21 protein-coding genes and 1 pseudogene are annotated in these 25,944 nt (G+C 73.3%); 6 read left to right on the top strand and 16 right to left on the bottom strand.

Features of this window, described 5'->3' with window-relative positions:
- Nucleotides 1–4: 4 nt before the first annotated feature.
- On the bottom strand, nucleotides 5–1,297 hold the full coding sequence (locus tag DC008_RS30525; protein WP_108709736.1) for an ABC transporter substrate-binding protein: 1,293 nt from the start codon (nucleotides 1,295–1,297) through the stop codon (nucleotides 5–7).
- A 267-nt stretch (nucleotides 1,298–1,564) separates the two neighbouring features.
- Between DC008_RS30525 and DC008_RS30520 the strand changes: the two genes are divergently transcribed.
- Entirely contained in the window at nucleotides 1,565–2,575 is a 1,011-nt protein-coding gene (locus DC008_RS30520) for a LacI family DNA-binding transcriptional regulator (RefSeq protein WP_181890360.1), read from the top strand.
- Nucleotide 2,576: 1 nt separating this feature from the next.
- Here the strand turns inward: DC008_RS30520 and DC008_RS30515 are convergent, their stop codons facing one another.
- The 3 genes and pseudogenes from DC008_RS30515 to DC008_RS30505 all read right to left on the bottom strand — a co-directional run bounded on the left by DC008_RS30515 (nucleotide 2,577) and on the right by DC008_RS30505 (nucleotide 4,384).
- Nucleotides 2,577–3,683 carry a serine hydrolase domain-containing protein gene (locus DC008_RS30515; RefSeq protein ID WP_108709734.1) on the bottom strand — a complete coding sequence of 369 codons (1,107 nt, stop codon included), beginning with the start codon at nucleotides 3,681–3,683 and terminating at the stop codon, nucleotides 2,577–2,579.
- Between the two features lie 61 nt (nucleotides 3,684–3,744).
- Nucleotides 3,745–3,969 (bottom strand): annotated as a pseudogene (locus tag DC008_RS30510) (transcriptional regulator); the annotation flags it as partial.
- A gap of 88 nt (nucleotides 3,970–4,057) precedes the next feature.
- On the bottom strand, nucleotides 4,058–4,384 hold the full coding sequence (locus tag DC008_RS30505; RefSeq protein ID WP_341867306.1) for a glycoside hydrolase family 20 zincin-like fold domain-containing protein: 327 nt from the start codon (nucleotides 4,382–4,384) through the stop codon (nucleotides 4,058–4,060).
- A gap of 353 nt (nucleotides 4,385–4,737) precedes the next feature.
- Here DC008_RS30505 and DC008_RS30500 point away from each other — a divergent pair, with 353 nt between their 5' ends.
- Nucleotides 4,738–6,081, top strand: coding sequence for an amidase (locus DC008_RS30500; RefSeq protein WP_108709733.1), 1,344 nt, complete (start codon nucleotides 4,738–4,740; stop codon nucleotides 6,079–6,081).
- A 9-nt stretch (nucleotides 6,082–6,090) separates the two neighbouring features.
- On the opposite strand, the gene DC008_RS30495 is transcribed toward DC008_RS30500, so the two are convergent.
- From DC008_RS30495 to DC008_RS30460, 8 genes are all read right to left on the bottom strand, one after another.
- Nucleotides 6,091–7,272: an SGNH/GDSL hydrolase family protein gene (locus DC008_RS30495; protein ID WP_108709732.1), complete on the bottom strand. Its 1,182-nt coding sequence runs from the start codon at nucleotides 7,270–7,272 to the stop codon at nucleotides 6,091–6,093.
- A gap of 16 nt (nucleotides 7,273–7,288) precedes the next feature.
- Nucleotides 7,289–7,867 (bottom strand): TetR/AcrR family transcriptional regulator, encoded by a 579-nt coding sequence (locus tag DC008_RS30490; RefSeq protein ID WP_055619014.1) that lies wholly within the window; start codon nucleotides 7,865–7,867, stop codon nucleotides 7,289–7,291.
- A gap of 168 nt (nucleotides 7,868–8,035) precedes the next feature.
- Nucleotides 8,036–8,209 (bottom strand): hypothetical protein, encoded by a 174-nt coding sequence (locus DC008_RS30485; RefSeq protein WP_108709731.1) that lies wholly within the window; start codon nucleotides 8,207–8,209, stop codon nucleotides 8,036–8,038.
- A gap of 449 nt (nucleotides 8,210–8,658) precedes the next feature.
- Nucleotides 8,659–10,179, bottom strand: a complete 1,521-nt coding sequence (locus DC008_RS30480) for an SDR family NAD(P)-dependent oxidoreductase (protein WP_108709730.1) — start codon at nucleotides 10,177–10,179, stop codon at nucleotides 8,659–8,661.
- A 140-nt stretch (nucleotides 10,180–10,319) separates the two neighbouring features.
- Nucleotides 10,320–11,660 (bottom strand): wax ester/triacylglycerol synthase family O-acyltransferase, encoded by a 1,341-nt coding sequence (locus tag DC008_RS30475; RefSeq protein ID WP_108709729.1) that lies wholly within the window; start codon nucleotides 11,658–11,660, stop codon nucleotides 10,320–10,322.
- Nucleotides 11,661–11,897: 237 nt separating this feature from the next.
- Nucleotides 11,898–13,118, bottom strand: coding sequence for a glucose-1-phosphate adenylyltransferase (gene glgC, locus DC008_RS30470; RefSeq protein WP_108709728.1), 1,221 nt, complete (start codon nucleotides 13,116–13,118; stop codon nucleotides 11,898–11,900).
- A gap of 51 nt (nucleotides 13,119–13,169) precedes the next feature.
- Entirely contained in the window at nucleotides 13,170–14,321 is a 1,152-nt protein-coding gene (gene glgA, locus DC008_RS30465; protein ID WP_108709727.1) for a glycogen synthase, read from the bottom strand.
- A gap of 38 nt (nucleotides 14,322–14,359) precedes the next feature.
- Nucleotides 14,360–15,097: a (2Fe-2S)-binding protein gene (locus DC008_RS30460; protein ID WP_108709726.1), complete on the bottom strand. Its 738-nt coding sequence runs from the start codon at nucleotides 15,095–15,097 to the stop codon at nucleotides 14,360–14,362.
- 221 nt (nucleotides 15,098–15,318) lie between these two features.
- On the opposite strand from DC008_RS30460, the gene DC008_RS30455 reads away from it, so the two are divergent.
- The gene (locus DC008_RS30455; protein ID WP_108709725.1) at nucleotides 15,319–16,347 is read left to right on the top strand and encodes a DMT family transporter; all 1,029 of its coding nucleotides are present in this window, start codon (nucleotides 15,319–15,321) and stop codon (nucleotides 16,345–16,347) included.
- Here the strand turns inward: DC008_RS30455 and DC008_RS30450 are convergent.
- Nucleotides 16,337–17,539, bottom strand: coding sequence for a transglycosylase family protein (locus DC008_RS30450; protein WP_108709724.1), 1,203 nt, complete (start codon nucleotides 17,537–17,539; stop codon nucleotides 16,337–16,339). The genes DC008_RS30455 and DC008_RS30450 overlap by 11 nt on opposite strands.
- Before the next feature lie 290 nt (nucleotides 17,540–17,829).
- Here DC008_RS30450 and gndA point away from each other — a divergent pair, with 290 nt between their 5' ends.
- The 3 genes from gndA to DC008_RS30435 all read left to right on the top strand — a co-directional run bounded on the left by gndA (nucleotide 17,830) and on the right by DC008_RS30435 (nucleotide 22,828).
- Nucleotides 17,830–19,269: an NADP-dependent phosphogluconate dehydrogenase gene (gndA, locus tag DC008_RS30445; protein WP_108709723.1), complete on the top strand. Its 1,440-nt coding sequence runs from the start codon at nucleotides 17,830–17,832 to the stop codon at nucleotides 19,267–19,269.
- A gap of 263 nt (nucleotides 19,270–19,532) precedes the next feature.
- A complete protein-coding gene (locus tag DC008_RS30440; RefSeq protein ID WP_123954045.1) occupies nucleotides 19,533–21,125 on the top strand; it encodes an alpha/beta fold hydrolase in 1,593 nt (530 codons plus the stop codon).
- Nucleotides 21,126–21,217: 92 nt separating this feature from the next.
- Complete coding sequence (locus DC008_RS30435; protein ID WP_108709722.1) at nucleotides 21,218–22,828, top strand: alpha/beta fold hydrolase; 1,611 nt, start codon at nucleotides 21,218–21,220, stop codon at nucleotides 22,826–22,828.
- A 407-nt stretch (nucleotides 22,829–23,235) separates the two neighbouring features.
- Here DC008_RS30435 and DC008_RS30430 read toward each other — a convergent pair whose 3' ends face one another.
- The 3 genes from DC008_RS30430 to DC008_RS30420 form a co-directional block, all read right to left on the bottom strand.
- The gene (locus DC008_RS30430; protein WP_108709721.1) at nucleotides 23,236–23,580 is read right to left on the bottom strand and encodes a GNAT family N-acetyltransferase; all 345 of its coding nucleotides are present in this window, start codon (nucleotides 23,578–23,580) and stop codon (nucleotides 23,236–23,238) included.
- Nucleotides 23,581–23,608: 28 nt separating this feature from the next.
- On the bottom strand, nucleotides 23,609–24,031 hold the full coding sequence (gene panD, locus DC008_RS30425; RefSeq protein ID WP_108709720.1) for an aspartate 1-decarboxylase: 423 nt from the start codon (nucleotides 24,029–24,031) through the stop codon (nucleotides 23,609–23,611).
- A gap of 213 nt (nucleotides 24,032–24,244) precedes the next feature.
- The gene (locus DC008_RS30420) at nucleotides 24,245–25,939 is read right to left on the bottom strand and encodes a SulP family inorganic anion transporter (RefSeq protein ID WP_244221446.1); all 1,695 of its coding nucleotides are present in this window, start codon (nucleotides 25,937–25,939) and stop codon (nucleotides 24,245–24,247) included.
- Nucleotides 25,940–25,944: the final 5 nt, after the last annotated feature.

Below are 25,944 nucleotides of genomic sequence, written 5' to 3'. Positions count from 1 at the left end.
TCGGCTAGCCCTGCTGCTGGAGGAGCCGGTCGCAGGCCGCGACAGCGTTGTCGAGCGCTTCCTTCGGGCTCTCCTTGCCCTGCAGCGCCTTGGCGACCTCGTTGCGCAGCGCCGTCTTCATCTGCTCGCTGAACAGCACGGGCGTGTAGTTCACCGCGTTCTTCAGCGACTTGGCGGCGGCGACCCGCACGCGGGTCTCGTCGGTGCCGTCCTCCTTGGTGAAGTACGGGTCGTCGAGGGAGCCGGCGGTGCTGGGGAAGATGGCGACCTTCTTGGCGAACGACATCTGGTGCTCGGCGTCGGTGACGTAGTGCGCGAAGGCGACCGCGGCGGGGGTGCGCTTGGTCTGCGCGTTGACCATCACGCCCATCACGTACATGTTGACGTGCCCGGTGCTGGTGATCTGGTCCGTGATGCCGATGTTCTTGTACAGGTTCGGCGCCTGCTTCTTGAAGTTGCCGAGGTCGAGCGCGCTGCCCGGGTTCATGGCGACGGCCCCGGTGAGGAACTTCTTGCCGGACGACTCGGGGGTCGCGGTCAGCGCCTGCGGGTCGAGCGCCTTGGCGTCGTACAGCTCCTTGTACTTGGTGAGGAGCTGTACGCCCTTGGCGTCGTTGAACGCGAAGGCGGTGCCCTCCTTGTTCATCAGCGGGACGCCGTAGCGGCCGAAGTCCTCGATGGTGGGGACGTTGGCGAGGGTGGCGACCTTGCCGTCCGTCTTCTCCGCCATGGTGAGGGCGGCGTCGAAGACCTCGTCGTACGTCTTCGGCGGCTGCTCCGGGTCGAGCCCGGCCTCCTTGAACAGGGTCTTGTTGTAGAACAGCGGGCCGGTGTTGAGGTACCAGGGGAAGGCGTACGTGCCCTTGAGGCCCGGCACCTGGTGGCTGGCCCAGGCCCCGTCCAGGTACTCCTCGCGGTACTTCCCGGCGGCCTTGTCCAGGTCGAGGGCGAGGCCCGCCTTCGCGAGCGGGGCGACGAGGTCGGGCGAGACGTTGACGACGTCGGGGAGGGTGCCGCCCGCCGCGTCGGCGCTGATCTTGTCGGCGTAGCCCTCGGCGGGCTGGTCGATCCACTTGACCTCGGTGCCGGGGTACTTCTTCTCGAAGTCGGCGATCAGGCCCTCGAAGTAGTCCTTGAAGTTGGCGCGCAGGTTCCAGGTCTGGAAGGTGATGTTCCCTTCGACCTTGCCGGAGGCGTCGGCGCCGGCGCTGTCGCCCCCTGACGAACCGCAGGCGCTGAGGGGCAGCGCGACACAGACGGCGAATGCGGCAGCGAGGGCTCTACGGGAGAGGGGCACCGTGAACCGGCCTCCTTGATGGGCGGGTTGGTGGGACGAGGCAGACCCTGCACGCCGTCGCGCGGGACCGTCAATGGCTCTCGCACAGCTAATTGCATTAGTGACTAATGCGCATTAGACGTTCCGAGCTGAACCGCATTAGGATCAGGGCACTGAACCGCATTAGTGCGCACGGTCGCGCGAAGTGCGCACTCTGGCGACGGCGATGGACGGGGGATCACGATGACGGCGACTCCAGGCAGACGGTCACCGGCGCGGCGGCCTACGATGAAGGACATCGCGCGGCATGCCGGGGTCTCGCAGAGCGCCGTCTCCTTCGCGCTGAACGGGCGGCCCGGGGTGGCCGACGACACCCGTGAGCGGGTGCGGCGGGTCGCCGAGGAGCTGGGCTGGCGGCCCAGCACGGCGGCGCGCGCCCTGTCCGGGGAGGGCGCGGCGACGGTCGGTTTCGTGCTGGCGCGCCCCGCCGACAAGCTGGGCGTGGACTCGTTCTTCCTGCATCTGGTCTCGGGCATCCAGGAGGTGCTGGCGGAGCGGCATCTGGGCCTGCTCTTCCAGGTGGTGGAGGACGTCGCCGACGAGTGCGCGGTGTACCGGCGCTGGTGGGCCGAGCACCGGGTCGACGGCGTCCTGGTGGTCGACCCGCGCACCGACGACCCCCGCCCCGGCCTGCTGGACGAGCTCGGCCTGCCCGCCGTGGTGATCGGCGGCGCCCCGGACGACCGGCACCCCGGTCTGTCGACGGTGTGGGCGGACGACGCGGCCGCGATGGCGTCCGTGGTGGAGGGCCTGTACGCCCTCGGCCATCGGCGGATCGTGCATATCGCCGGGCTGCCGGGGCTGGCCCACACCGAACGCCGGATCCGTACGCTGCGGGCCGAGGCCGGGCGGCTGGGCCTGTCCGGGGTGCGGTCGGTGACGACGGACTACTCCGACGCGGAGGGTGCGGCCGTCACACGCCGGGTGCTCGAGGGGCCCACTCCCCCGACGGCGCTCATCTACGACAACGACGTGATGGCCGTGGCGGGCACCGCCGCCGCGGCCGAACTCGGCTTCTCCGTCCCGGCGGACGTCTCGGTGGTGTCCTGGGAGGACTCCGCGCTGTGCCGCATGGTCAAGCCGTGGCTGTCGGCCCTGTCCCGGGACAGCGTCGCGTTCGGCCGTACGGCGGCCCGCGAACTGATCGCCCTGCTGGACGGGGGGTCGGCGCGGGCGGTGGGGGTGCCGGTGCCGCGTCTGATCCCGAGGGAGAGCACGGCGGCGGCGCGGGGCGCGTGACTCAGCGGCGCAGCCCCTGAAGCCCCTCGTACGCCGCCGTCACGATCTCCATCCCCCGGGTGTCCTCGGCGGGTTCCCGCATCTGGTGGGTCACATAGGCCACGACCAGCCGGCTGTCGGGCTCGATCATCACCAGGGACCCGCCCCAGCCGCCCCACCCGCACGCGTTCCCGAACAGGCCGTACCCGAGTCCCCAGCGCGTCGGCATCCCCAGCACCCGGTCGTCCCCGTCGAACTGCACCTCGCGGGCGCGGTCGCAGCCGGCCCGGGACAGCACCCGTACGCCGTTCACCTCTCCCCCGCAGGCCAGGACGGACTGCACCAGCGCGACCGAGCGGGCGTTGCCGTAGCCGCTCGCGGCGGGGATCTGCGCGCGGCGCCAGGCCGTGCTGTTGCCGTCCCGGACGCGCATGCCGTTCCCCGCCTCGGAGCCCGCCGGATCGCCGGGCGCGCTCGACGTGTAGTCCTCGTCCCGTCCCGCCGGAGGGATCGCCGGGGCGACCCGGTGGTCGTGCTCGGCGGGGAGGCCGATGTGGAAGTCGGCGCCCAGCGGCCCGGTCACCTCGGCGGCGAGGAACTCCCCCACGCTGCGGCCGGTGATCCGGCGCAGCACCTCGCCGACGAGGAAGCCCTGGGTGAGCGAGTGGTATCCGGCCGCGGTGCCCGGCTCCCACCGGGGCGGTCGCGCCGCCAGCCGCGCGGTGACGGCGGGCCAGTCGTAGAGGTCCTCGACCGACCCGTCCCAGTCGGGCAGCCCGGCGGTGTGCGAGAGCAGATGCCGTACGAGCACCTTGTCCTTGCCCGCCGCCGCGAACTCCGGCCAGTACGTGGCCACTGGCGCGTCCGGGTCGAGTGCGCCCCGGTCGATCAGGACGAGGGCACACAGGGCCGTCATCGTCTTGGTCACCGAGAAGACGTTGACGAGGGTGTCCCGCTCCCAGGGGGCGGTGCGGTCCGCGTCCGCGTGTCCGCCCCAGACGTCCACCACCGGCTCGCCGTCCACGAAGACGGCGACGGAGCCGCCCGCGTCACCGGCGTCCAGCATCCCGGCGAGCGCGTTCGGGACGGCGAGGAAGAGACGGTCGTATGTGCCCTGGATGTCGGCCATGCCCTCCATCCACCCGCACGGCACGGCTCCGGTCAACCGGATTCGAACACCGGCCGCCTCCTCAGGAAGCGGGTTCCAGCACCACGCAGCAGCGGCCGGGCGCCAGGCACGCCTCGTAGCCGGTGTCGCCGGAGGTGGCGAGCGCCCCGCGTAACAGATGCAGGCTCATGCCGCACACCGTCTCGACGTGCTTGCGCGCCAGAAGGTGGAAGGGGCAGTTCCCGAGGACGACGGTGTCACCCTCGCGGCGCGGCTCGAAACCGTGGCGCTCCAGCAGGTCGGCGACACCCGCCGCCGTCGGGTGCTCAGGTGCCACAGGGCGGGGGTGCGGTGGTCCGGCGGGTACTGCGTGAGCCGGCCGTCGTCGGTGACGCTCAGGGTCGTCCGAGGAGCTGGAGGACCGTGCGGGTGCCGTAGAAGGCACCGGTCTCGGTGGCGGCGGTCACCGACAGCCGTGCGCCGGACCGCAGTTCGTAGCCTTCGGTGTTGAGGGAGGCGCGGTCCGGCCGGACGTCGATCACGATGTCGCCGGTCCGGGCGCCGCCGCGCACCGCGGGCACGGTGCCGTGTCCGGCGGCGCGCAGGTCGTCGGCGAGGGTGCCGGCGACGCGCCGCTCCTCCTGGCCGTCGGCCACGAGGCGGGTGGCGCGGGTGTGGCGGTAGTGGCCAGGCCCCGGGGTCCAGTCGGTCGGCGCGGGCACCGTGACCGGTGTGGCAGGCTCCTGCCTCGCGGCGGCCGGCAGCGGAGCCGTGAGCACCAGCGCCAGCGCCGCGAGGACTCCGGCCGTTCTCCAGCGTCCCCTCGTCGGACCACCCCCATGCGTCGGATGGCTGATCCTTGAACCGGGTCCAGGGGCTGTCAATGGGCCCGGAGAGCGTCGAGTTGACGTATTGGCCGGAGGACAGGCAGGTCAGCGGGGTACCGGCCGCGGGCACCGCCGCGAAGAGTCCAACGACACCCTCGCGAATGTCCAAGCCCGGGACCCTCTCGACGGCGGGCCCTGGGAGGGGCAGAGTTCTCCTGAATACTCGCGAGTATGCAGGAGGAGCGCCCGTGACCAGCTGGGTCGGCCGGACCGCCGCCGAGATCGCCGCCGCCGTACGCGAGAAGCAGGCCACACCCCGGGAGGTGGTGGCCGAGCATCTGGCCGGGATCGAGCGGCTCGACGGGCGGGTGGGCGCCTTCCGGGTGGTCCGCAGGGAGGCGGCGCTCGCCGAGGCCGACGAGGTGGCCGCCCGGCCCGACCTCGCCGAACTGCCCCTGGCCGGCGTGCCCGTGGCCGTCAAGGACAACCTCGCGGTGCGCGGCGAGTCGCTGCGGGTGGGTTCGGCGGCGACACCCGACACCCCGGCCGGCGAGGACCATGTCACCGTGGCCCGGCTGCGCGCAGCCGGCGCGGTGGTCGTGGGTCTGACGAACGTGCCGGAGCTGTGCGTCTTCGGCACCACCGAGGGCGTGCACGGCACGGCCCGCAACCCCTGGGACACCTCCCGCACGGCGGGCGGTTCGTCGGGCGGCAGCGCGGCCGCGGTCGCGGCGGGCCTGGTGCCGCTCGCCCTCGGCAACGACGGCATGGGGTCCCTGCGCATCCCGGCGGCCAACTGCGGCCTGGTCACCATCAAGCCCGGCACCGGAGTGGTCCCGGCGGGCATCGGCGACGGCGACTGGTTCGGGATGTCGGAGAACGGCCCCCTCGCCACGACCGTCGAGGACGCCCGGCTGATGCTGTCGGTCCTCGCCGGCCGCGCGTCGGCGGCCCCCGAGACGCCGGACACCTACCGGATCGCGGTGTCGCTGCGCAGCCCCATCGCCGGCGTCACGATCAGCAAGCCGTACGCGAGTGCCGCCCGGGAGGCGGCGGCGCTGCTGATGAAGGCCGGCCACCAGGTGCGCCGGGCCGATCCGCCGTACCCGATGTCGCTGGGCGTCACCGCGCTGACGCACTGGACGGCGGGCACCTCCGTGGACGCCCAGGGCCTCGACACCGGGCTCCTGACCCGCCGGACGCGGGTGCACGCGGCCGTGGGCCGGCGCTTCGTCGGCCGGGCCCGCACCGGCGGGGACCGGGAGCGGCTGCGCACCCGGCTGGAGCCGTTCTTCGCCGAGTACGACGTCCTGCTCACCCCGGCCCTCGCCCGCCGCTCCCCGCGGTCCGTGCCGTGGCACGAGCGGGGCTGGCTGCGCAATGTGCTGGCCAACACGAACTACTCGCCGCTGACCCCGCCGTGGAACCTCACGGGCTGGCCGGCGATGGCCGTGCCGTTCGGTACCCTGCCGTCCGGAGCGCCCACCGCGGTGCAGCTGGTGGGGCGCCCCGGCTCCGAGGCGGCGCTGCTGGCGCTCGCGGAGCAGGTGGAGCGGCTGCGCCCGTGGCGCAGGACGGCCCCGCTGGACTGAGGCCCCGGCTCACAGCTCCCGCGCGAACGGCCCTCCGTCGCCGAAGGCCAGCTTGGCGAACCGCTCGCCGATACGGCGGTGGGTCGTCGCGTCGGGGTGCAGATCGTCGGGCAGGGGCAGCTCGGCGAAGTCGGCCTCGCCGTACAGCTCGCGGCCGTCGAGGTGGTGCAGGTGCGGGTCGTCGGCGGCCCGCTCCCGCACGATCCGGGACAGCTCGTCCCGGATGACGTTCAGCGTCAGCTTGCCGGACGCGCGTTCCGCCGGGTCGCCCATCGCCACGAACCGCAGCCGGCCCTCGCGGAGCCCCTCGACGTCCGGGGCGCAGGGCCCGGGGGTGTCCTCGTGGATCGGGCACAGGATGGGCGAGACGACCAGCAGCGGTGTCGTCGGGTGCCCTTCGCGCACGGTGTCGAGGAAGCCGTGCACCGCGGGCCCGAAGGCACGCGAGCGCATCAGGTCGAGGTTGACCAGGTTGATGCCGATCTTGAGGCTGATGAAGTCGGCCGGGGTGTCGCGCAGGGCGCGGGCGGTGAACGGGTCGAGCAGGGCGCTCCCGGCCAGCCCCAGATTGACCAGCTCCACATCGCCGAGGGCGGCGGCGGTGGCGGGCCAGATACCGGTGGGGCTCGCGGCGTCCGAGCCGTGGCTGATGGAACTGCCGTGGTGCAGCCACACCTTGCGGCCGGGGTCACGCGCGGGCTCGACGGGGGCGTCGGTGCGCAGGGCGATCAGCTCGGTGGTCTCGTTGTGCGGGAGCCAGATCTCGACGTCCTTGTCGCCCTCGGGCAGCGGGTCGAAGCGGACGGTTCCGGCCGGTCCCGGCCGGTGCTCGTCGGTGCCCGTGGTCATGTCGACGACCACGACGTTGCCGCCGTCGACGCTGCCCTGTGCGGCCAGGCGGCCGTCGACGAGCAGGTCGTACACGCCGGCGGGCCGCTCGGGCACGCCGACGTAGCTGCGCCGGGTGCGCAGGGCGTCGAGTTCGACCCGGGTGGCCCGGGTGCGGAAGACGAGCCGTACGCCGGACGGATGCGACTCGGCCATGGCCAGCTGCCCGTCGGTGTTCTGCGCCCGGGCCCGGGCGGGCAGCCGGTGCGGCAGCAGCCCCTGCTCGGTCCGCTCGGTGTCGAGGGCGCCGCGCAGCAGGTCCGCGGTGACGGTGGTGGTGATCCAGTCGTGCTCGGTGGTCATGTCCTCAGCCTGTCGATCAGGAGGTGGGCTCGGTGGGCCAGTTGCGCAGCAAGGAGTCCAGGGCGTCCAGGATCCGGTTCCAGGTCTCCTCGGAGTCGGGCGCGCTGTGCCGGAAGCCGCCCGCCGACTCCAGGCTGGAGTACCCGTGGAAGACGCTTCCGAGCAGCCGGACGGCGTGTGTCGCGTCCGGTTCGGTCAGGTCGTAGCCGCGCAGGATGGCCCGGGTCATCTGGGCGTGCCGGGGGCCCGCGCTCGCGGCGGCCGTCTCGGGGTCCAGCGGCATCCGGGCGGCGGCGGCCCGGCCGGGGTGCTCGCGCTCGTAGTCGCGGTAGACGTTGGCGAAGGCGACGAGGGCGTCCTTGCCGGCGCGTCCGGCGACGGCGTCGGCGGCCCGGTCGGCCATCTCCTCCAGCGCGAACAGGGCGATCCGGGTCCGCAGGTCCTGGGTGTTCCGCACATGCGAGTACAGGCTCGCCACCTTGACACCGAAGCGCCGCGCCAGTTCCGACGCGGTGACCTGGTCGAAGCCGATCTCGTCGGCCAGCTCGGCGCCGGCGCGGACCAGCCGGTCCGGAGTGAGTCCTACGCGTGCCACAACGATCCTTCCACTTGCCTTAAGCGAGTATGCATCCACCTAAAGCGTTTAGGCAAATGGATGAACGGCGAAGGAAACGGAAGGGATGCTGGATCGGCGCCGGACATGGCGGAGCCGCGGCCGGTCGTCGGCCGCGGCTCTCCGCGTTCGGTGGGTGGTCCCGCCCCGTCAGTCGACGCTGGGCAGGATGTGGGGTTCGGCGAGGTCGTCCTCGTAGCCCGCCAGCCGGATGGGGGCGGACCGGGCCCACACGTCCAGGCTGCCGATCTCCTTGGTCCCGCGACCCGCGCGCTCCGTGCGTTCCTTCGGGCGCTGTTCGCCGTTCGTCTTCTCAGGTGTCACCGCGCACTCCTTCTGTGTCGGATCACCCTCGGGGGCGGGCCGGCCTGACTGCCATCCGGTTCCTGACGCCCCTTCGGGTCCAGCTCAACGTCGACTCGGACGCGGTGGCGTCGGTAACTGGTGTGCAAGCAGGCCGTTGTGCACCGGCTTGTCCCGGGACGGACCATGGGTGTGGGTTGGGACCCTGTGGCGCTGTCCGTCCGCTCCAGATTAACCAAATGAGCGCATGCCTGCTCGATGGGGCTGCAAACAACGTGTAAATCTCCGGAGTCGACCGGTAGTCACCCGGCCGTCATTCCCTGTTTCGCTGCCGTACACGGCATTTGTCCGTCACCCGTTCGGCGCAACGCGGCTCCGATCCGGGGCTGCCCGCACCTCGAGCCCGGGGAGGACCCGCCCGGATCAGGCCAACCCGCCCCGAATCACCGCGATTCGAGGCGGGGCCGGGATCACCACTTGCCGGGCGCGTAGTCCTTGAGGAAGACGCCGTACACGTCCTCGCCCGCCTCGCCGCGCACGATCGGGTCGTAGACCCGGGCCGCGCCGTCGACCAGGTCGAGCGGGGCGTGGAAGCCGGCCTCGGCGAGCCGCAGCTTGTCGTAGTGCGGGCGCTCGTCGGTGATCCAGCCGGTGTCGACAGAGGTCATGAGGATGCCGTCGGCCTCGAACATCTCGTGCGCGCTGGTGCGGGTCACCATGTTCATCGCGGCCTTGGCGGCGTTGGTGTTGGGGTGCCCGGCGCCCTTGTAGCCGCGCCCGAAGACGCCCTCCATCGCGGAGACGTTCACCACGTACGCCCGTCCGCTCGACGCCTTCCGCGCGGCCTCGGCCATGGTCGGCCGCAGCGCGCTGATCAGGATGAACGGCGAGGTGTAGTTGCAGAGCTGGGTCTCCAGCAGCTCGACCGGGGAGATCTGGTCGATGGTCTGCACCCAGGTGTTGGAGTCCACGACGTCGGGGACCAGACCGCCGGCGTCGATGGCGGTGCCGTCCAGGTGCCGGGCGACACTGGCGTTGCCGGCGACCAGGGCGAGGTCGGCGACCTTCTGGGCGTCGAGGCCGCTCGCGCCGACCGGCAGCGCGGTGAGACCGTCGACCGCGCCCGAGTTGAAGGCGCCGATGACATGGTGGGCGGGCAGCTCGCCGGCGGGCAGCGGGGCGCTCTCGCCCTCGACCAGCGCGGCGTACGCGGAGGGCAGCCGGCGCACGGTCTGGGTGGCGTTGTTCACGAGGATGTCGAGCGGGCCGGCCTCGGCGACCTGCTCGGCGAGGGCCACGGCCTGCGCCGGGTCGCGCAGGTCGATGCCGACGACCTCCAGGCGGTGGATCCAGTCCGCGGAGTCGTCCATCGCCTTGAAGCGGCGGATGGCGTCCTTCGGGAAGCGCGTGGTGATCGTGGTGTGCGCACCGTCCCGCAGCAGCCGCAGGGCGATGTACATGCCGATCTTGGCGCGGCCGCCGGTGAGCAGGGCGCGCTTGCCGGTGAGGTCGGCCCGCGCGTCCCGCTTCGAGCGGTTCAGCCGGGCGCAGTCCTGGCAGAGCTGGTGGTAGAAGTAGTCGACCTCGACGTACCGGGTCTTGCAGGTGTAGCAGGAGCGCGGGCGCTGGAGTATCCCCGCGATCCGGCCCTCCTCGGTGCGGGAGGACGGCAGCAGGCCCTCGGTCTCGTCGTCGATGCGCTGGGCCGAGCCGGTCGCGGTGGCCTCGGTGACCGCCTTGTCGTGCGCGGTCTTCGCCGCCCGGCGCTCCTGGCGGCGGCGCTGCTTGACGGTGCGGTAGACGCCCGCGGTGGCCCGGCGCACGGCGATCGCGTCGGGGTGGTCGACCTCCAGCTTGTCGAGCTCCTCGAGCACGCTGAGGCAGACCGCCAGCCGCTCCGGGTCGATGCCGGGGCCGTACACGACGTCGTCGCCGGGCTCCTCCCCGGCCCCGGTCCTGATCGCCGTCGAGCCGTCCTCTGTCACCGTCATCGCCGCTGCCGTTCCCTGATCACCCGCGGCGCTCCGGTCGCGCTCGCTTTCGAACGCGGAATTGTACGGAGCGCCGGGCCCGTCCTCCAAAATTCCGGCCCCTCGACCGGAATCCGGCGAAGCGGGCGGGGTGCGGACGATCAGGGATCGCAGACGGCGATCAGCCCGGCGACCTCCTCGGAGACGGCCCGGGCGAGCACGTCGAGGTCGGGTACGGCCTGCGCGTCGGCGACCAGACCGAAGTGCACACCACCCCGGTACGTCGAGATCGCGACGGCCAGGGACTGGCCGCGGGCCAGCGGGGCGAAGGGGTAGACCTCGGTCACGGCGTGGCCGCCGAGCTTCAGCGGGATGCCGGGCAGCGGGACGCTGGTGACGAGGATGTCGAACCAGAGCCGGGCGGCCTGGGCGACCAGCGGCCCGCCGAAGCGGTGCCCGAGCGCCGGCACATGGTCGGCGAGCAGGGCGACGGCGCCCGCTCCCCGGTGGGGGCCCGCGTCCTTGTTGCGGTCCATCGCGGTACGGACCGTCGCGAGGCGGCGCAGCGGGTCGGGCTCGTCCACGGGGAGCGGCATCAGATAGCCGGAGAGCCGGTTGCCCTGCGGGTGCGCGGTGCGCGGGCGGCGCCGGGAGACCGGGATCAGGGCGCGGGGTGCGACGCCCTCGCTGCCGTCGCCGCGCTCGTCGAGCCAGCGGCGCAGCGCTCCGGCGACGACCGCGATCAGGACGTCGTTGACGGTACCGCCGACCGCCTTGCGGACGAGGTGCACGTCGTCGATGTCGAGCACGACCCCGGCGGTACGGCGGGTGCCGCTCGGCTCGGCGGTGAGCGCGGCCGAGGAACGGGTGGCGAGGGTGGACACGGCGACGGACGCCCCGATGTCCAGGGCCCGGCCCACGTCGGACACGGCGCCGCGCACCAGGTCGGGCAGCCTGCGCACATCGGGCACGCGGCTGCGCGCGGGCTCCTCGGGGCGGGGCCGGCGGGCGGGCAGGTCCATCGGGTCGAGGACGGCGGCGGCGAGCGTCAGCGCCCGCAGCCCGTCGGCGAGGGCGTGGTGGAACTTGAACAGCACGGCGAACGACACCCCGTCCTCGCCGGGCAGCACATGCGCCTCCCACGGGGGCCGGCCGCGCTCCAGGGGGCGCTCCATCAGCCGTCCGGCCGCCGCCTGGAAGTCGGCGGTCGGGGCGTGCAGCCGGACGTGGTCGAGCGGGTCGAAGTCGGGCGCGGGCTCGCGGGTGGCGCCGCCGAAGGAGAACGGCGCCCGCAGCAGCCCGCTCGGCCGCCAGGCGTCACGGATGCGCATGCGCAGCCCCGGCACGGCGGCGGCCCGGGCGGCGAGCAGGTCGGCCGCGTGGGCGCCCGCGGTCGGCGTGTGCGCCGCGAACACACCGAGCGCCCCCAGGTGCATGGGGTGTTCGGCGGACTCGATGTTCCAGAACGCCAGGTCGAGAGGTGCGAGCAGGTCGGAAGTCAATGGCTTGCCTCGCGTCGGCGAAGGGTGGATCTGAAGTCAATCGCTGACTGACGATTACAGTCAAGTACGATCAGGCTACGCACAGTTAACAGCAGATTAAGTCCCGCCTCTCATGAAGGCGGCGGACAGCACGGAACAGCAGCGGACTCATGGTGCATACGACGTCACTCCACCACAGGGAACGGCACCGGGCATCCCGTGCGCGTCACCCGGGAGGCGTCATGACGCGGCCGTCGGCTACGAGACCCGCTGGCCCTTGCCGAGCGCGATCACACCGCCCTGCGAGACCGTGTACAGCTCCACGTCCCGGTCCGGGTTGACCCCGATCGTGGCGCCGGGCGGGACGTCGACGTTCTTGTCGAGGACCGCGCCGCGCACCACCGCGCCCCGCCCGATGTGCACGTTGTCGTGCAGCACCGACCCCTGCACCACCGCCCCCGGGTCGACCACCACCCCCGGCGACAGCACCGACCGGGTGACCTGGCCCCGGATGAGGCAGCCCGCGCTGATGATGGACTCGCCGGCGATGCCGCCCGCGTTGAACCGGGCCGGTGACAGCTGGCCCGAGTGGGTGTAGACGGGCCAGCTGCGGTTGTAGAGGTTGAACGCGGGGCGCTCGGCGATCAGGTCCATGTGCGCGTCGTAGTACGCGTCCAGGGTGCCGACGTCCCGCCAGTAGCCGCGGTCGCGGCTGGTCTCGCCCGGGACGTGGTTGGCGCTGAAGTCGTACAGCTGGGCCTCGCCGCGCTCGGTGAGCTGCGGCAGGATCGAGCCGCCCATGTCGTGCACGGAGTGCTCGTCCTCGGCGTCCCGCTGGAGCGCCTCGATGAGGGCCTTCGTGGTGAAGACGTAGTTGCCCATCGAGGCGAAGATCTGCTCGGGGTCGTCCGCGAGACCCGGCGGGTCGGCCGGCTTCTCCAGGAAGCGGCGCACGGTCTGCCCGTCCGGCCCGGGGCTGATCACCCCGAAGGACGAGGACTGGGCGCGCGGCACCCGGATGCCCGCCACCGTGACGCCCGCGCCGCTCTCCACGTGCTGGGCGAGCATCTGGCGCGGGTCCATGCGGTACACGTGGTCGGCGCCGAAGACGGCGACGTACTCGGGGCGTTCGTCGTGGATCAGGTTCAGCGACTGCAGGATCGCGTCGGCGCTGCCCAGGTACCAGCGCGGGCCGAGCCGCTGCTGGGCGGGGACCGGCGTGACGTAGTTGCCGAGCAGGCTCGACATCCGCCAGGTCGTGGTGATGTGCCGGTCCAGCGAGTGCGACTTGTACTGCGTGAGGACGCAGATGCGCAGGATGCCGGCGTTGACGAGGTTGGACAGGACGAAGTCGACGAGCCGGTAGGTGCCGCCGAAGGTGACCGCCGGTTTCGCGCGGTCCGCGGTCAGGGGCATCAGGCGTTTGCCCTCCCCGCCCGCCAGAACGATGCCGAGTACCGAAGGTCCACCACCACGCATGGCCGCTCCCCTCACCCCTGGTTGATCCCAGCCTGCCCGGAGCCGCGCGCGCTAAGCCTGTTTCAGGATCTCCCCGTACAGCCGGACCGTGCGGCGGGCCACGGCGTCCCAGCCGAACTCCCCCACCGCGCGCTCCCGCCCGGCCTCGCCCATCCGCCGGGCCGTCTCCGGGTCCCCCGCCACCGCGTCCAGGGCCCGCGCGAGACCCGACTCGAAGTCGTCGTCCAGCGGGACGAGAAGCCCCGTCACCCCGTCCTCGACGACCTCCGGTATGCCGCCGACCCGCGAGGCCACGACCGGCGTCCCGCAGGCCATCGCCTCCAGATTGACGATGCCCAGCGGCTCGTACACCGAGGGGCACACGAACACGGCGGCGTGTGTGAGGAGTTGGATGACCTCCGGGCGCGGCAGCATCTGCGGGATCCAGTGCACGCCCGCCCGCACCCGGCTCAGCTCCTCGTACAGATCGCGGAACTCCCGGTCGATCTCCGGAGTGTCGGGGGCGCCCGCGCACAGCACGACCTGGACGGCCGGGTCGATGTGCCGGACCGCACGCAGCAGTTGCGGCACGCCCTTCTGGCGGGTGATACGGCCGACGAACAGCACGTACGGGCGGTCGGCGTCGAGTCCGAAGCGGGCCAGGGCGTCGGTGCGGGGGTCGGGCCGGTACAGGGCGGTGTCGATGCCGTTGTGCACGACGTGGACGCGGTCCGGGTCGAGCGCCGGGTAGCAGCCGAGGATGTCCTCGCGCATGGCGCCGGAGACGGCGATCACCGCGTCGGCGGACTCGACGGCGGTGCGCTCGGCCCAGCTGGACAGGGCGTAGCCGCCGCCCAGTTGCTCGGCCTTCCAGGGCCGCAGCGGTTCCAGGGAGTGGGCGGTCAGCACGTGCGGGATGCCGTACTGGAGCTTGCCGAGGTGACCGGCGAGGTTGGCGTACCAGGTGTGGGAGTGGATCAGTTCACGGCCGTCGAGGGCGGCGGCCATCGCCAGGTCCACCGAGAAGGTGCGCAACGCGTCGTTGGCGGTGTCGAGGACCGGCCAGGGGCGGTGCCGTCGGACGCCCACCGTGCGGCCCTCGCCCCAGCAGTGCACCTCGAGGTCGACGAGCTCCCGCAACTCGCGGGCCAGGAACTCGACATGGACGCCCGCGCCGCCGTACACGTCCGGCGGGTACTCCCGGGTCAGCAGTCCCACTCGCACCCGGAACCCCCTGTCTCAGCGGCTGGTTGTCCTCATGGTCACCCAGATGGGGCGTGCGGGGAAGAGCGCGGGGGCCGGATGAGGCAGCAGTCGCCGCACAGGCCGCCGCCGGGCACCCGGTAGTAGAGGCAGCAGCTGCGGCGCCGGAAGGAGACCCCGGTGAGGGTGCCGGTGCCGGCCAGGAGGGGGTGGGCGAGGAGCCGGGCGGTCAGGTCGCGGGTCCGGGCGGCGGCGTCGGGGCGGCCGTGGGCGCGGGCCCAGCCGTCGAGCTGCCGGGCGGCGCCCGCGAGAGCCGATCCGGCGTTGCCCCACAGCAGCCCCCGGGCCACCCGGTACCGCCGGCCCAGCGCGTCCGCCAGCGGCTCCAGATGCCCGTGCAGGACGACGACGGCGACCGTGTCCGGGTCGGCGGGCCGGGCGCGGACCTCGCCGAGCCACAGGTCGTCGGGGGCGCCGGCCCCGGGGTCCCAGCGCAGCGTCTCGGGGTCGAGGTCGGGGACGGCCCCGTAGAGCGCCGTGCAGCCCAGGGCGACCGACCACAGACGGGCGGCCAGGCCCTGCTGCGCGACGGATGCGGCGACCCGTTCCTCCGGGGTGCGCAGGGCGTTCGCGACATGCCGGATCCGCAGGTCCAGGGCGTCGCCGTCGGCATACGCGCGGGCCAGGACGGTCCCGGTGCAGGGCGCGGTGGCACGGGTGCGCAGCACGGAGAAACCGCCGAGCGGGCGGAGCGCGTCGAGGCCGGGGTCGAGGTCCACGAGGAGCAGTAGTACCAAGCCCGCCCGGCGTCCCCGTATCCGGGTGTCTCGGGGTGTCCCCCACACTGACACCCGACCCGAGGATGAGACCGGCCCTCTCGTACTCCATCAGCAGTACGACACAGTGGGTGCTCTGGGACGACGACGGGAAGAGCCGCGCACGGCATCGTGTTGGTCATGATGGCCGACCGTTCGCCGCGCCGGGGTCACGGCCCCCGCCCTCCGCAGAGGAGCCGCCCATGAGCGCCCTCGCGTTGTCCGTGCTGCTCTCCCTGGTCTCGGCCGTCGCCTACGCGGGCGGCGCGATCGTGCAGGAGCGGGTCGCGGTGTCCTCCCCGGGTGAGCAGTTCGCGCCGATGCGCCGGCCGGGCTGGTGGGCCGCGGTCGGGCTGAACGGCCTCGGCGGTCTGCTGCACGTGGTGGCGCTGGCGTTCGGTCCCCTGAGCCTGGTGCAGCCCCTGGGCGCCCTGACGATCGTGTTCGCGCTGCCGATGGCGGCGCTCTTCGTGGGCCGGAGGGCCGGCGCGACGGCCTGGCGGGGCGCCCTCATGGCGACCGTGGGCCTGGCGGGCCTGCTGTCCCTGGTCACCGCCTCCCCCGCGCAGTCGCTGGCGACGGCCGAGCGGGTGGCCGTGGCCCTGGTGACCGGCGGGCTCGTGGTGGCGCTGATGATCGCGGGCCGGGCCGCCCACCGGCATCCGGCGGTGCGCAGCACCCTGCTCGCGACCGGGTCCGGCATCGCGTTCGGCATGTCCTCGGTGTTCACCAAGGTCGTCGCGGTCGACTGGGACGGCGCGGTGTCCGTCGGCGACCTTCCGGCACTGGCGACCATCGGCGTCTTCGCCACGGCCGGTCTGCTGCTGTCGCAGGCCGCCTACCGGGGCGCGGGCCTGGCGGCGCCGCTGGCCACGCTGACCGTGGTGAACCCGGTGGTGGCGGCCGCCGTCGGCCTCACCCTGTTCGGCGAGGCCTTCCGGTACGGCACGACGGGGACCGTGCTCGCGCTCGGCTGCGGGGTGGTGGCCGCGGGCGGCCTGATCCTCCTGACCACCGAGCGCCTCGCGCACACGCCGGCCGCGGTCCCCGCGCCGGCGCGCGAGGACGTCGTCGTCCCGGAGGCCCTCGAGGACCTGCTCGTCCCGGCCGAGGCGGCCCGGGCGTCGTACGGCGACGCGGGCGCGCCGCCCGTGTGCCTGTACGGCCTCGTCCACGGCTCCTACGACCCGCCGCCCGGCCTGGACCGGCAGCGGGTCCGGGTCACATCCTGACGCCGCCCGCGCGCAGATAGGCGACCGGGTCGACGTCCGAGCCCCAGCCGGGCCCCGTGCGCACCTCGAAGTGCAGATGGGGGCCCGTGCTGTTGCCGGTGGACCCGGAGCGCCCGATGCGCTGGCCCGCGGTCACGGGCTGCCCGTCCTTGACGGAGATCGCGGAGAGATGGGCGTACTGGGTGTAGCGGCCGTCGCCGTGCCGGATGACCACCTGGTAGCCGAACGAGCCCTCCCAGCCGGCGCTCACCACCGTCCCGGCGCCGACGGACCGCACGGAGGTGCCGGTCGGTACGGGGAAGTCGACGCCCGTGTGGTAGCCCTTCGACCAGGACGAGCCCGCCTTGCGGTAGGGCGTGCCGGTGCTCGCGCCGACGGGGGCGACCATGGTGCCGCTGCTCTTGGTGACGCGTTCCTCGCGGTCGGTGGACGGCTTGTCCCGGGTGGTGGAGGATTTCTCCCGGTCGGTGGCGGGTTTCTCGCGCTTCTCCCGCTTGTCGCGCGACGGTTCGGCGGCGGGCTCGCGGGCCGGGGTCTTCGGCTTCGGGGCCGCCTTGCCGCGCAACGCGAGGCGCTGGCCGGGCAGGATCAGGTCGGGGTCCGCGCCGACGGTCTCGCGGTTCGCGGCGTACAGGCCGCGCCAGCCGCCCCGCACCTTCCGCTCCTCCGCGATCCGGGACAGCGTGTCCCCCGGCACCACCGTGTACATCTGGGCCTTGCCCGCGCGGGACTGGGGCGTGGTCTGCGGCTGGACGTCCCGGACGGACGTCCTCTCGGCGGTGGCGGCGGCCGGTCGGACGTCGGGGCTCTCCCCGCCCCGGGTCAGCCCCGCGCGGCCGGAGCACACCGGCCAGGCGCCGGGCCCCTGTCCGTCGAGCACCTTCTCGGCCACGGCTATCTGCTGGTCCCTGGTGGCCAGGTCGGCGCGGGCCGCGTACCGGGTGCCGCCGTACGCCTCCCAGGTGGACTGGGCGAACTGGAGGCCGCCGAAGTAGCCGTTGCCGGTGTTGACGTGCCATCGGCCGGTGGACTCGCAGGCGGCGACCTTGTTCCAGGTGTCCAGGTCGGCGGCCTGGGCGACGCCGGTGCCGATGAGCGGGAGGGCGATCCCCGCGCCGCCCGCGGTGACGGAGAGCGAGGCGCGGTTGATCCTGTTCGGCTGGTACCGGCGGTGCCGGCCGCGTACGGCCATGGAGGAGCCCCCCTCGACGTGCGTCAGGAGGGGCAAAAGTAAGCGCCGCGAACAGGCCATGACAAGACGGCAAATCAGCCTCCTGTTCACGCCAAGTGGCGCGGAAGGGGCGCTCTTTGGGGAACAGGCGGTACGGCTGAGTGCGCCGGGGCGTTCCGTGCGTATGTGCCTGCGACATCGCGCCACCCTGATGTGCGGTCGCCGTACCGGCACGTCAGGATGGACGAGGGGCAATACTGGCGGGCGTGAGTGGCACCGCTGCCATATCGAGATCACTAGGAGCCAACGGCATGAGCACTTCGGCGCAGATCGGCGTCACGGGTCTCGCGGTCATGGGCCGCAACCTCGCCCGCAACTTCGCCCGCAACGGCTACACGGTCGCGGTGCACAACCGTACGCCGGCGCGTACCCGGGCTCTGGTGGACGAGTTCGGCGGCGAGGGCGACTTCATCGCGGCCGAGACCGCCAAGGAGTTCGTGGCGGCGCTGGAGCGCCCGCGGCGGCTCGTCATCATGGTGAAGGCCGGTGAGCCGACCGACGCCGTGATCCAGGAGTTCGCGCCGCTGCTCGAGCCCGGCGACATGATCATCGACGGGGGCAACGCGCACTTCGCGGACACCCGCCGCCGCGAGCGCGACCTGCGCGAGCAGGGCATCCACTTCGTCGGCATGGGCGTCTCCGGCGGTGAGGAGGGCGCTCTCAACGGGCCCAGCATCATGCCGGGCGGCCCGAAGGAGTCGTACGACTCGCTGGGCCCGATGCTGGAGAAGATCTCCGCGAAGGCGAAGGACGGGGCGCCCTGTGTGACGCATGTCGGCCCCGACGGCGCCGGGCACTTCGTGAAGATGGTGCACAACGGCATCGAGTACGCCGACATGCAGCTCATCGGTGAGGCGTACCAGCTGCTGCGGGACGTCGCCGGGTACGAGCCCGCGCAGATCGCGGAGATCTTCCGCACCTGGAACCAGGGCCGTCTGGACTCCTACCTGATCGAGATCACCGCCGAGGTGCTGTCCCACGTGGACGCGGCGACCGGCAAGCCCTTCGTGGACGTCGTCGTCGACCAGGCCGAGCAGAAGGGCACGGGCCGCTGGACCGTGCAGATCGCCCTCGACCTCGGCGTGCCGGTGTCGGGCATCGCCGAGGCCGTCTTCGCGCGGTCGCTGTCCGGGCACGCGGCGCTGCGCGAGGCGTCGCGCGGACTGGCCGGGCCGAAGGCCGCCCCGCTGGGCGAGGCGGAGGCCGCCGCGTTCGCCGACCGGGTCGAGCAGGCGCTGTACGCCTCGAAGATCGTGTCGTACACGCAGGGCTTCCACGAGATCGACGCGGCCCGCGACGAGTACGACTGGGACATCGACCTGGGCGCCGTCTCGGCGATCTGGCGCGGCGGCTGCATCATCCGCGCCGCGTTCCTGGACCGTATCCGGGCCGCCTACGACACCCGCCCCGACCTGCCGAGCCTGCTGTCGGACGAGACGTTCGCGCAGGAGATCGCCGACGCGCAGGACGACTGGCGCGAGGTCCTGATCGCCGCGACCCGCCAGGGCGTGCCCACGCCGGGCTTCGCGGCGGCCCTCGCCTACTACGACGCGCTGCGCGCGGAGCGCCTGCCGGCCGCGCTCACCCAGGGGCAGCGGGACTTCTTCGGCGCCCACACCTACCGCCGGACCGACCGGGACGGCTCGTTCCACACGCTGTGGGGCGGGGACCGCTCGGAGGTGTCGGCCTAGCGGTTGTCCAGGGGCTTTTGAAAGCCTCTGGCCTCCGCCTGTTCCGTCGCGTCGTCCGCCCCGCACCCGGTCAGCCCACCGGTGTGTGGGGCGGACGGCTGTCCGGGTGAGGCGGACTGCCCGAGTGGCGTTCCCGAGTGGTGGGCGCCCGGCCGCCCGCCGAGGCTGGCCTACGCCGTGCCCGCCACGATCCATGAGGGCGGACGGCGCCCTCCGGTGTCGACGACGCCGGTGTGGCCGGGACGTTCCAGAGACGGGATCACATGGCCGAACAGGACTTCGGAACGGGCTGCCCGGCGCCGCGCGGCCGGACCCGGCACCGGGGACGCGCGCGCTCAGGCGCGGCCCTCGTCACGGCGGGACTGGCCTTCCTCGCCGTCCTCGCCCCCACCCCGAGCGCCGCCGGCGGGGGCGCACCCCGGCCGCTGGTGCCGGCGCGCTTCGTGCCGGGCCCCTGCCCGACGACACCGGAGCCGGTGCCCGGCCGGTGCGGGTACCTGGAGGTGCCCGAGAACCGTGCCCGGCGCGGCGGCCGTAGCGTCCGGCTGACCGTGGCGATCGTCCCCGCCGCCTCTGGACGGCCCGCAGCGGACCCCGTGGTCTTCATGACGGGCGGCCCCGGAGCCGACGCGATCAGCGACATCCCGTTCCTGATCGACTCGGGCGTGAACCGGGACCGAGACCTCATCGTCATGGCGCAGCGCGGCACCCTCCACTCCCGGCCGAACCTGGCCTGCCCGGAGGTGGACCGCTTCTACGCCGAGGCGGTCGGGCTGCGCTACGACGCGCCCTCGACCGGCCGCCGCCTGGTGCAGGCGACCCGGGCGTGCCGGGACCGCCTCACGGCCTCCGGCGTCGACCTGAGCGCCTACAACACCACCGAGAACGCCGCCGACTTCGCCGATCTGCGCCGGGCGCTGGGGATCGAGCGGTGGAACGTCTACGGCTACTCCTACGGCACCGATCTCGCGCTCACCTATCTGCGCCGGCACCCCTGGGGCGTCCGCTCGGTCGCGATCGACTCCGTGGTCCCGCCGCAGGTCGTCAGCCTGCCGTGGACGTGGGACAGTGCCCGCGAGGGCATCAACACGATCTTCGCCGCGTGCGCGGCCCAGCCCCGGTGCGCGCACCGCTACCCCTACCTGCGGCGCACGCTGACCGAGCAGGTCCGGCGGCTGGAGGCGCGGCCGCTCACGGTGATGGCGGCACCGCCGTCCGGGGGTGCGCCGGTGCGGGTCGTCCTCGACGGGGGCGCACTGGTCAATCTGCTCGTCGCCAACGCCGTACCGGCCGTCGACGTGCCCGCGGCCCTGGACGAGCTGGCGCACGGCGACCCGGAGCGGTTCGCGCGGGCCCGCGCGGCGGGCGCCACCCCGGTCGTCGGCGAGTTCGCGCACGGGCTCACGCAGTCGGTGGCCTGCGCCGAGTGGGTCCCCGGGTACTCGCGGGCGGACCTGCTGCGGGCGGGCCGGCGGGCGTTCCCCGGCTGGCCGGACAGCGTACTGGCACAGGCACCGCAACTGCCGTTCGAGCACGACGTGTGCCGCGTCTGGAACGTCCCGGACCGGACCGCCGTCCAGCGGGTGACGACGACGAGCGCGGTCTCGGCGCTGGTCCTGTCGGGCACGTTCGACGCGAAGACCGGGGCCCGCTGGGGCGCCTACGCGGCCCGCACCCTGTCCCGCTCGACGACGGTCCGCATCCCCGGCGTCGGGCACTGGGTGGTCCCGCAGTCGCCCTGCGCGCAACGCGTCCTGGCGTCCTTCCTGACCCGCCCGACCGGGCCCGACACCCGCTGCGTGGCGGGGCTCGCCCCGAAGCCGGTCACCATCACTCCCCCACCGAAGTCCGCATGAGCCGCCCCTCACCCCCCACCGAGGCGGCGTGATCCGCCCTCACTCCCGCACCGAGGCGGCGTGATCCGCCCTCACTCCCGCACCGAGGCCGCATGAGCCGCCCTCACTCCCCCACCGGAGCCCGTATGACCGTCGCCCGCCCCCACTCCTGGCTTCCGGCCGCGCTCGCCGCGGCCACCGCCGGCGTTCTCGTCACCGGTCTCGCGGTGCCGCCCGCCCACGCCGGCGGCGACGGGCCGGCCCCGCTCGGCACGGTGGCCCGCACCGCCGGGCACGCCCGCTACACGCCGGGCCCCTGCCCGCGGACCGCCGACCCGGTGCCCGCCCTGGAAGGCGCCCGCTGCGGCACGCTGACGGTGCCGGAGAACCGGTCGCGGCCCGGTGGACGCCGGATCACGCTCGAGGTGGCGATCGTCCCGGCGGTCGAGCGGCGGGCGTCCGACCCGATCGTGTGGTTCGCGGGCGGCCCCGGCGACGACGCGGTGTCCGAGGCGCAGCTCGCCGTGAACGGCGGTCTGAACCGCGACCGGGACGTCGTCTTCATGTCGCAGCGCGGCACCTACTCCGCCGAACCTGCCCTCACCTGCCCGAACATCGACGAGTTCAACGCCCGCGCGGTGAGCCTCGTCCACAACGCCCCCTCGACCGGCCGGCTGCACGTCCGGGCGACCCGGGAGTGCCGGAACCGGCTGGTCCGCCTCGGCGCCGACCTGCCCGCCTACGACACCTCCGAGAGCGCCGCCGACTACGCGGACCTGCGGGCGGCCCTCGGCCTGCGCTGGTGGAACGTCTTCGGCATCTCCTACGGCACCGACCTCGCGCTCACCTATATGCGCCGGTACCCGCAGGGCGTCCGGTCCGTCGGCATCGACGGCGTCCTGCCGCCGTCCCTGGCCGGCGCGAGCCTGACCTGGAGCGCGGCACGGCAGGGCTTCGACGGCCTGTTCCGCGCCTGCGCCGAGCAGCCGGCCTGCGCGCGCCGCTACCCGAACCTGCAGGCGACGTTCGAGCGCCTGGTACGCCGGTCGGAGGCCCGCCCGATCACCACGACCGTACGGGTCCCGGACCGGCCGTCCCCGGTGAAGGTCGTCCTGGACGGCGGTGTCCTGGTCAACTGGCTGACCTCCGCCACGCACCTGGCGGCGGGCGTGCCGCGCTCCATCGACGCGCTGGCCCACGGCGACCCGACGCGGATCGCCGAGCAGTGGGCGGGCGGCAAGCTCAGCCCGCAGGCCGTCGGACGGCTGGCCCACGGCCTGGCGTACGGCGTGTTCTGCCGGGAGTGGACGCCGTACGAGACCGAGGCCGACGTGATCCGCGCGGGCCGCCGGGCGTTCCCGTCGTTCCCGCGCTCGGTGCTGGCCAACGCGCCCCAGCTGCCGTTCCTGCACGACGACTGCCGTGCCTGGGACGTGCCGCCGGCGCCCCCGTCGATCCGGAACGTGACACGCAGCTCCATCCCGACGCTCGTGATGTCGGCCGGTTTCGACGCGCAGACCGGCGCGAGCAACGGGGCGTACGTCGCCCGCACGCTGAGCCGGTCCACGGTGGTCACGGTGCCCTACGTCGCCCATGTCGCGTTCGCGGAGTCTCCGTGCGCGCAGTCGATCACCGTGTCGTTCTTCCGGTCCCCGACCGCGGCGGACCGGTCGTGCCTGGCGACCGTACGCCCGCCGCGGTTCGAGATCGCGCCTCCCTCGTAGGGCCGGCGGTCAGCTGAGCGGCGGCCCGGGCTCGGGGTTCGGCACCGGCTCGGGCCCCGGCGGAATGGGCGACGGGGACGGCCCCGGCGGCACCGGGTCGGGTGGAGTCGGCGGTCCCGGCGGCACCGGGTCCGGTCCGGGCGGCGGGCCCGGCGTGGGCGGAGGCGGCCCGGGCGTGGGCGGCTGGGGAGCCGGCGGGGGCTCCGGGGGCGGGACCGGGTGGGGCTCCGGGTGGGGCGGCTCCGGGTCCGGCGCCGGTCCGGGTACCGGGTCCGGATGCGGGTTCGTCATGGCGTCCTCCAGCCACTCGACGCGGGTCGGCTCTGGACTACTGCCCCGCCTACCCGGGGCGGGCGCGGACAGTCACCCGCCCGCACCACGCACGCTCCGGACGAGCTCCGGGACCGTCAGAACCGCCCGGGATGCGCCCGCAGCCAGTCCTTCGCGGCGGCGAGCAGCTCCGGGTCGGCCGCGGGGGCCTCGTCCGGGTGCCGCTCGGCCCACTTGACGACGTACGGGCAGAGGGGTGCGACGACGACGCCCTCGCGCTCCGCCGTCCGGTACAGCTCGCGGGCGAGGGAGCCGGCGATGCCCTTGCCCTCGTGGGCGGGCTCCACGATCGTGTGGACGGGGACCAGGGCGCGGGACGGTTCGTCGAGGACGAAGTACTCGATACGGCCGACCACCTCGTCGCCCAGGACCGCCTCCAGGCGGCCCGCCGCCCGGTCGTCACGGATCTCGGTGTCGCTCATCGCACGCTCCTGCTCCTGCTCCGGGGACTCAGGCCACCGGCACGGCTTGCGGGCTGCGCTCCTGGTCGGAGCCCGGCACCGGCTCGGACGGGTCCGCGCCGAGGGCGACGATGCGGTTGGCGCCGTCCACGTGCACGACGCGCGGCTCGAACTCCCGCGCCTCGGCGTCGGTCATCTGAGCGTAACTGATGATGATCACCAGGTCGTCGGGGTGGACGAGATGGGCGGCGGCCCCGTTGATCCCGATGACGCCGGACCCGCGCTCACCCTCGATGACGTAGGTCTCCAGACGGGCGCCGTTGGTGATGTCGACGATGTGGACGAGCTCACCGGGCCACAGATCGGCGGCGTCGAGCAGATCCGCGTCGATGGTCACCGATCCCACGTAGTGCAGGTCGGCCTGGGTGACGGTGGCGCGGTGGATCTTGGACTTGAACATGGTGCGCAGCATTTTCAACTCCTGGAAGACGGCTCCCTGCCGGCTTTGTGCAGGTCAAGGGCGGTCTTCACTGTACACGGGCACACGTCGGAGTCGACGGTTGTGAGGAACATCGCCCAGGGGGTGTGACGTGGGGCAAACACTCCGACGACCAGAGCAGTGGACCGCTACGGCCGCACCGCGCGAACCTCCCCGGGAGAGGCGGGGGCGAGAGGGTGCCTGCCGTCACCCGTCGGATGACGTGTCGGTCCTGGCGGCCTCGACCGCCTCCCGCACGGTGGGATGGATGTGTCTCAGCTCCGCCCCGGCGTCCGCGGTGCGCAGCACGTCCCTCACCTGGCCCACGTCGCGGGCGAGCAGCAGCCGGACCCCTCGGCCCGCCAGTTCCCCGGCCAGCTGGTCGAGCATGCGGACGGCGCTGACGTCGATGAAGGGGACGGTCTCGGCGTCGATCACGACCGCCGTGGCTCCGTCCCTGCCGGCGGCCTTCGCCACCGTGGACCGGATCCGCTCGGCGTTGGCGAAGTAGACGCCCCCCTCGACGCGCAGCACCACCACCCCCGGGATCCTGCGGCTCTCCCGGTGCCGGTCGAGCGCGGTGAAGTGCCCGTTCCCCGGCAGCTGCCCCAGTTCGCTGACGACCGGGCGCGAGGAGCGGTAGAGGAGCAGGAGCAGGGAGGCGCCGATGCCGATGAACAGGCCGGGCAGCGTGTCGAAGACCATCACCCCGAGCATCGCGGCGACGGCGGCGAGGAAGTCGGGCCGCGCGGCGACGCCGTAGTCCTGGCCGAGCCTGCGGGTGAAGACGCGGTGGAGGGCGGCCAGCGAGGCGAGGTCGACCAGTTCGACGACCGCCGCGATCACCACTCCCGCGAGCACCGCCTCGGGAAGCTTCTCGAAGAGGCCGGTGAGGAAGAGGAGCGTGATCACGGTCAGGGGGGCGACGAACACACCGGACAGCTGGGTCCGTGCGCCCGCCGACCAGTTGACGGCGGTCTTCGAGAGGCTGCCGTTGACGACCATGCCGCTGGACAGGCCGGCGCCCAGGCCCGCGGCGCCGAGCCCGATCAGCTCCCGGTCGGCGTCGATCTCGTAGTGGCCGCGGACGGCGTAGTCCTTCGCGGCCCCGAGTCCCTCGGCGAAGGCGACGAGCAGCACGCCGACGCTTCCGGCGGCGAGAGCGCCGAGGTCGGCGAGCGAGACGTCGGGGAAGCCGAACGAGGGCAGCCCGGTGTCGATGTCGCCGACGACAGCGACGCCGTGGTCCTCGAGATCGAAGACCGCCGCCACCGCGATGCCCAGCGCCACCGCGATCAGCGAGCCCGGCACGATCGGGGCGATCCGCTTGAGGGCGAGGATCAGCAGGAGACTGCCGGCACCGACCAGGACCGTGAGGCCGCTGGTCGCGCCGAGGTCGCCGATCAGGGCCCAGATCTTCTCGAAGAAGTCCCCCGATCCGCCCTCGACACCGAAGAGTTTCGGCAACTGGCCCGCGATGATCGTCAGTGCCAGGCCCACGATGAAGCCCTTCAGCACCGGCTCGGAGATGAAACTCGCGAGGAAGCCGAGGCGCAGCAGTCCGGCGAGGAGCGCCGCGATGCCCACCGTGACGGCCAGGGCCGCCGTCAGCGCGGCGAAGTCCGCGCCGGAACCTCCCGCGACGTCACCGACGACCGCCGCCGAGAGCGCCGCCGTGGCCGCCATCGGCCCGACCACCAGGTGCCGGGAGCTTCCGAAGACGGCGTAGAGGATCAGGGCGGCGGGCGCCGCGTAGAGGCCGACGACGGGCGAGACACCGGCGATCGTCGCGTAGGCGAGCGCCTCGGGCACGAGGATCGCCCACACCGTCACCCCGGCCAGGGCGTCCCGGCTCAGCCACTGCCACCGGTATCCCCGCAGGGAGGGGAACAGCCGGGGCACGCTCG

It is taken from the genome of Streptomyces nigra, from assembly GCF_003074055.1.
Lineage (GTDB): Bacteria > Actinomycetota > Actinomycetes > Streptomycetales > Streptomycetaceae > Streptomyces > Streptomyces nigra.
Note: the sequence above shows the minus strand (reverse complement) of the source record. Positions and strands in the feature narration are given on the sequence as shown.

Bases quoted from the DNA above. Each gene is read 5' to 3' on its own strand.
- DC008_RS30515 (WP_108709734.1), bottom strand. From the start codon at position 3,683: ATGGCCGACATCCAGGGCACATACGACCGTCTCTTCCTCGCCGTCCCG.
- panD (WP_108709720.1), bottom strand. From the start codon at position 24,031: ATGCTGCGCACCATGTTCAAGTCCAAGATCCACCGCGCCACCGTCACC.
- DC008_RS30495 (WP_108709732.1), bottom strand. From the start codon at position 7,272: ATGACCACCGAGCACGACTGGATCACCACCACCGTCACCGCGGACCTG.
- DC008_RS30435 (WP_108709722.1), top strand. From the start codon at position 21,218: ATGAGCCGCCCTCACTCCCCCACCGGAGCCCGTATGACCGTCGCCCGC.
- DC008_RS30520 (WP_181890360.1), top strand. From the start codon at position 1,565: ATGAAGGACATCGCGCGGCATGCCGGGGTCTCGCAGAGCGCCGTCTCC.
- glgC (WP_108709728.1), bottom strand. From the start codon at position 13,118: ATGCGTGGTGGTGGACCTTCGGTACTCGGCATCGTTCTGGCGGGCGGG.
- DC008_RS30480 (WP_108709730.1), bottom strand. From the start codon at position 10,179: ATGACGGTGACAGAGGACGGCTCGACGGCGATCAGGACCGGGGCCGGG.
- DC008_RS30450 (WP_108709724.1), bottom strand. From the start codon at position 17,539: ATGGCCGTACGCGGCCGGCACCGCCGGTACCAGCCGAACAGGATCAAC.
- DC008_RS30440 (WP_123954045.1), top strand. From the start codon at position 19,533: ATGGCCGAACAGGACTTCGGAACGGGCTGCCCGGCGCCGCGCGGCCGG.
- gndA (WP_108709723.1), top strand. From the start codon at position 17,830: ATGAGCACTTCGGCGCAGATCGGCGTCACGGGTCTCGCGGTCATGGGC.
- DC008_RS30455 (WP_108709725.1), top strand. From the start codon at position 15,319: ATGAGCGCCCTCGCGTTGTCCGTGCTGCTCTCCCTGGTCTCGGCCGTC.
- DC008_RS30430 (WP_108709721.1), bottom strand. From the start codon at position 23,580: ATGAGCGACACCGAGATCCGTGACGACCGGGCGGCGGGCCGCCTGGAG.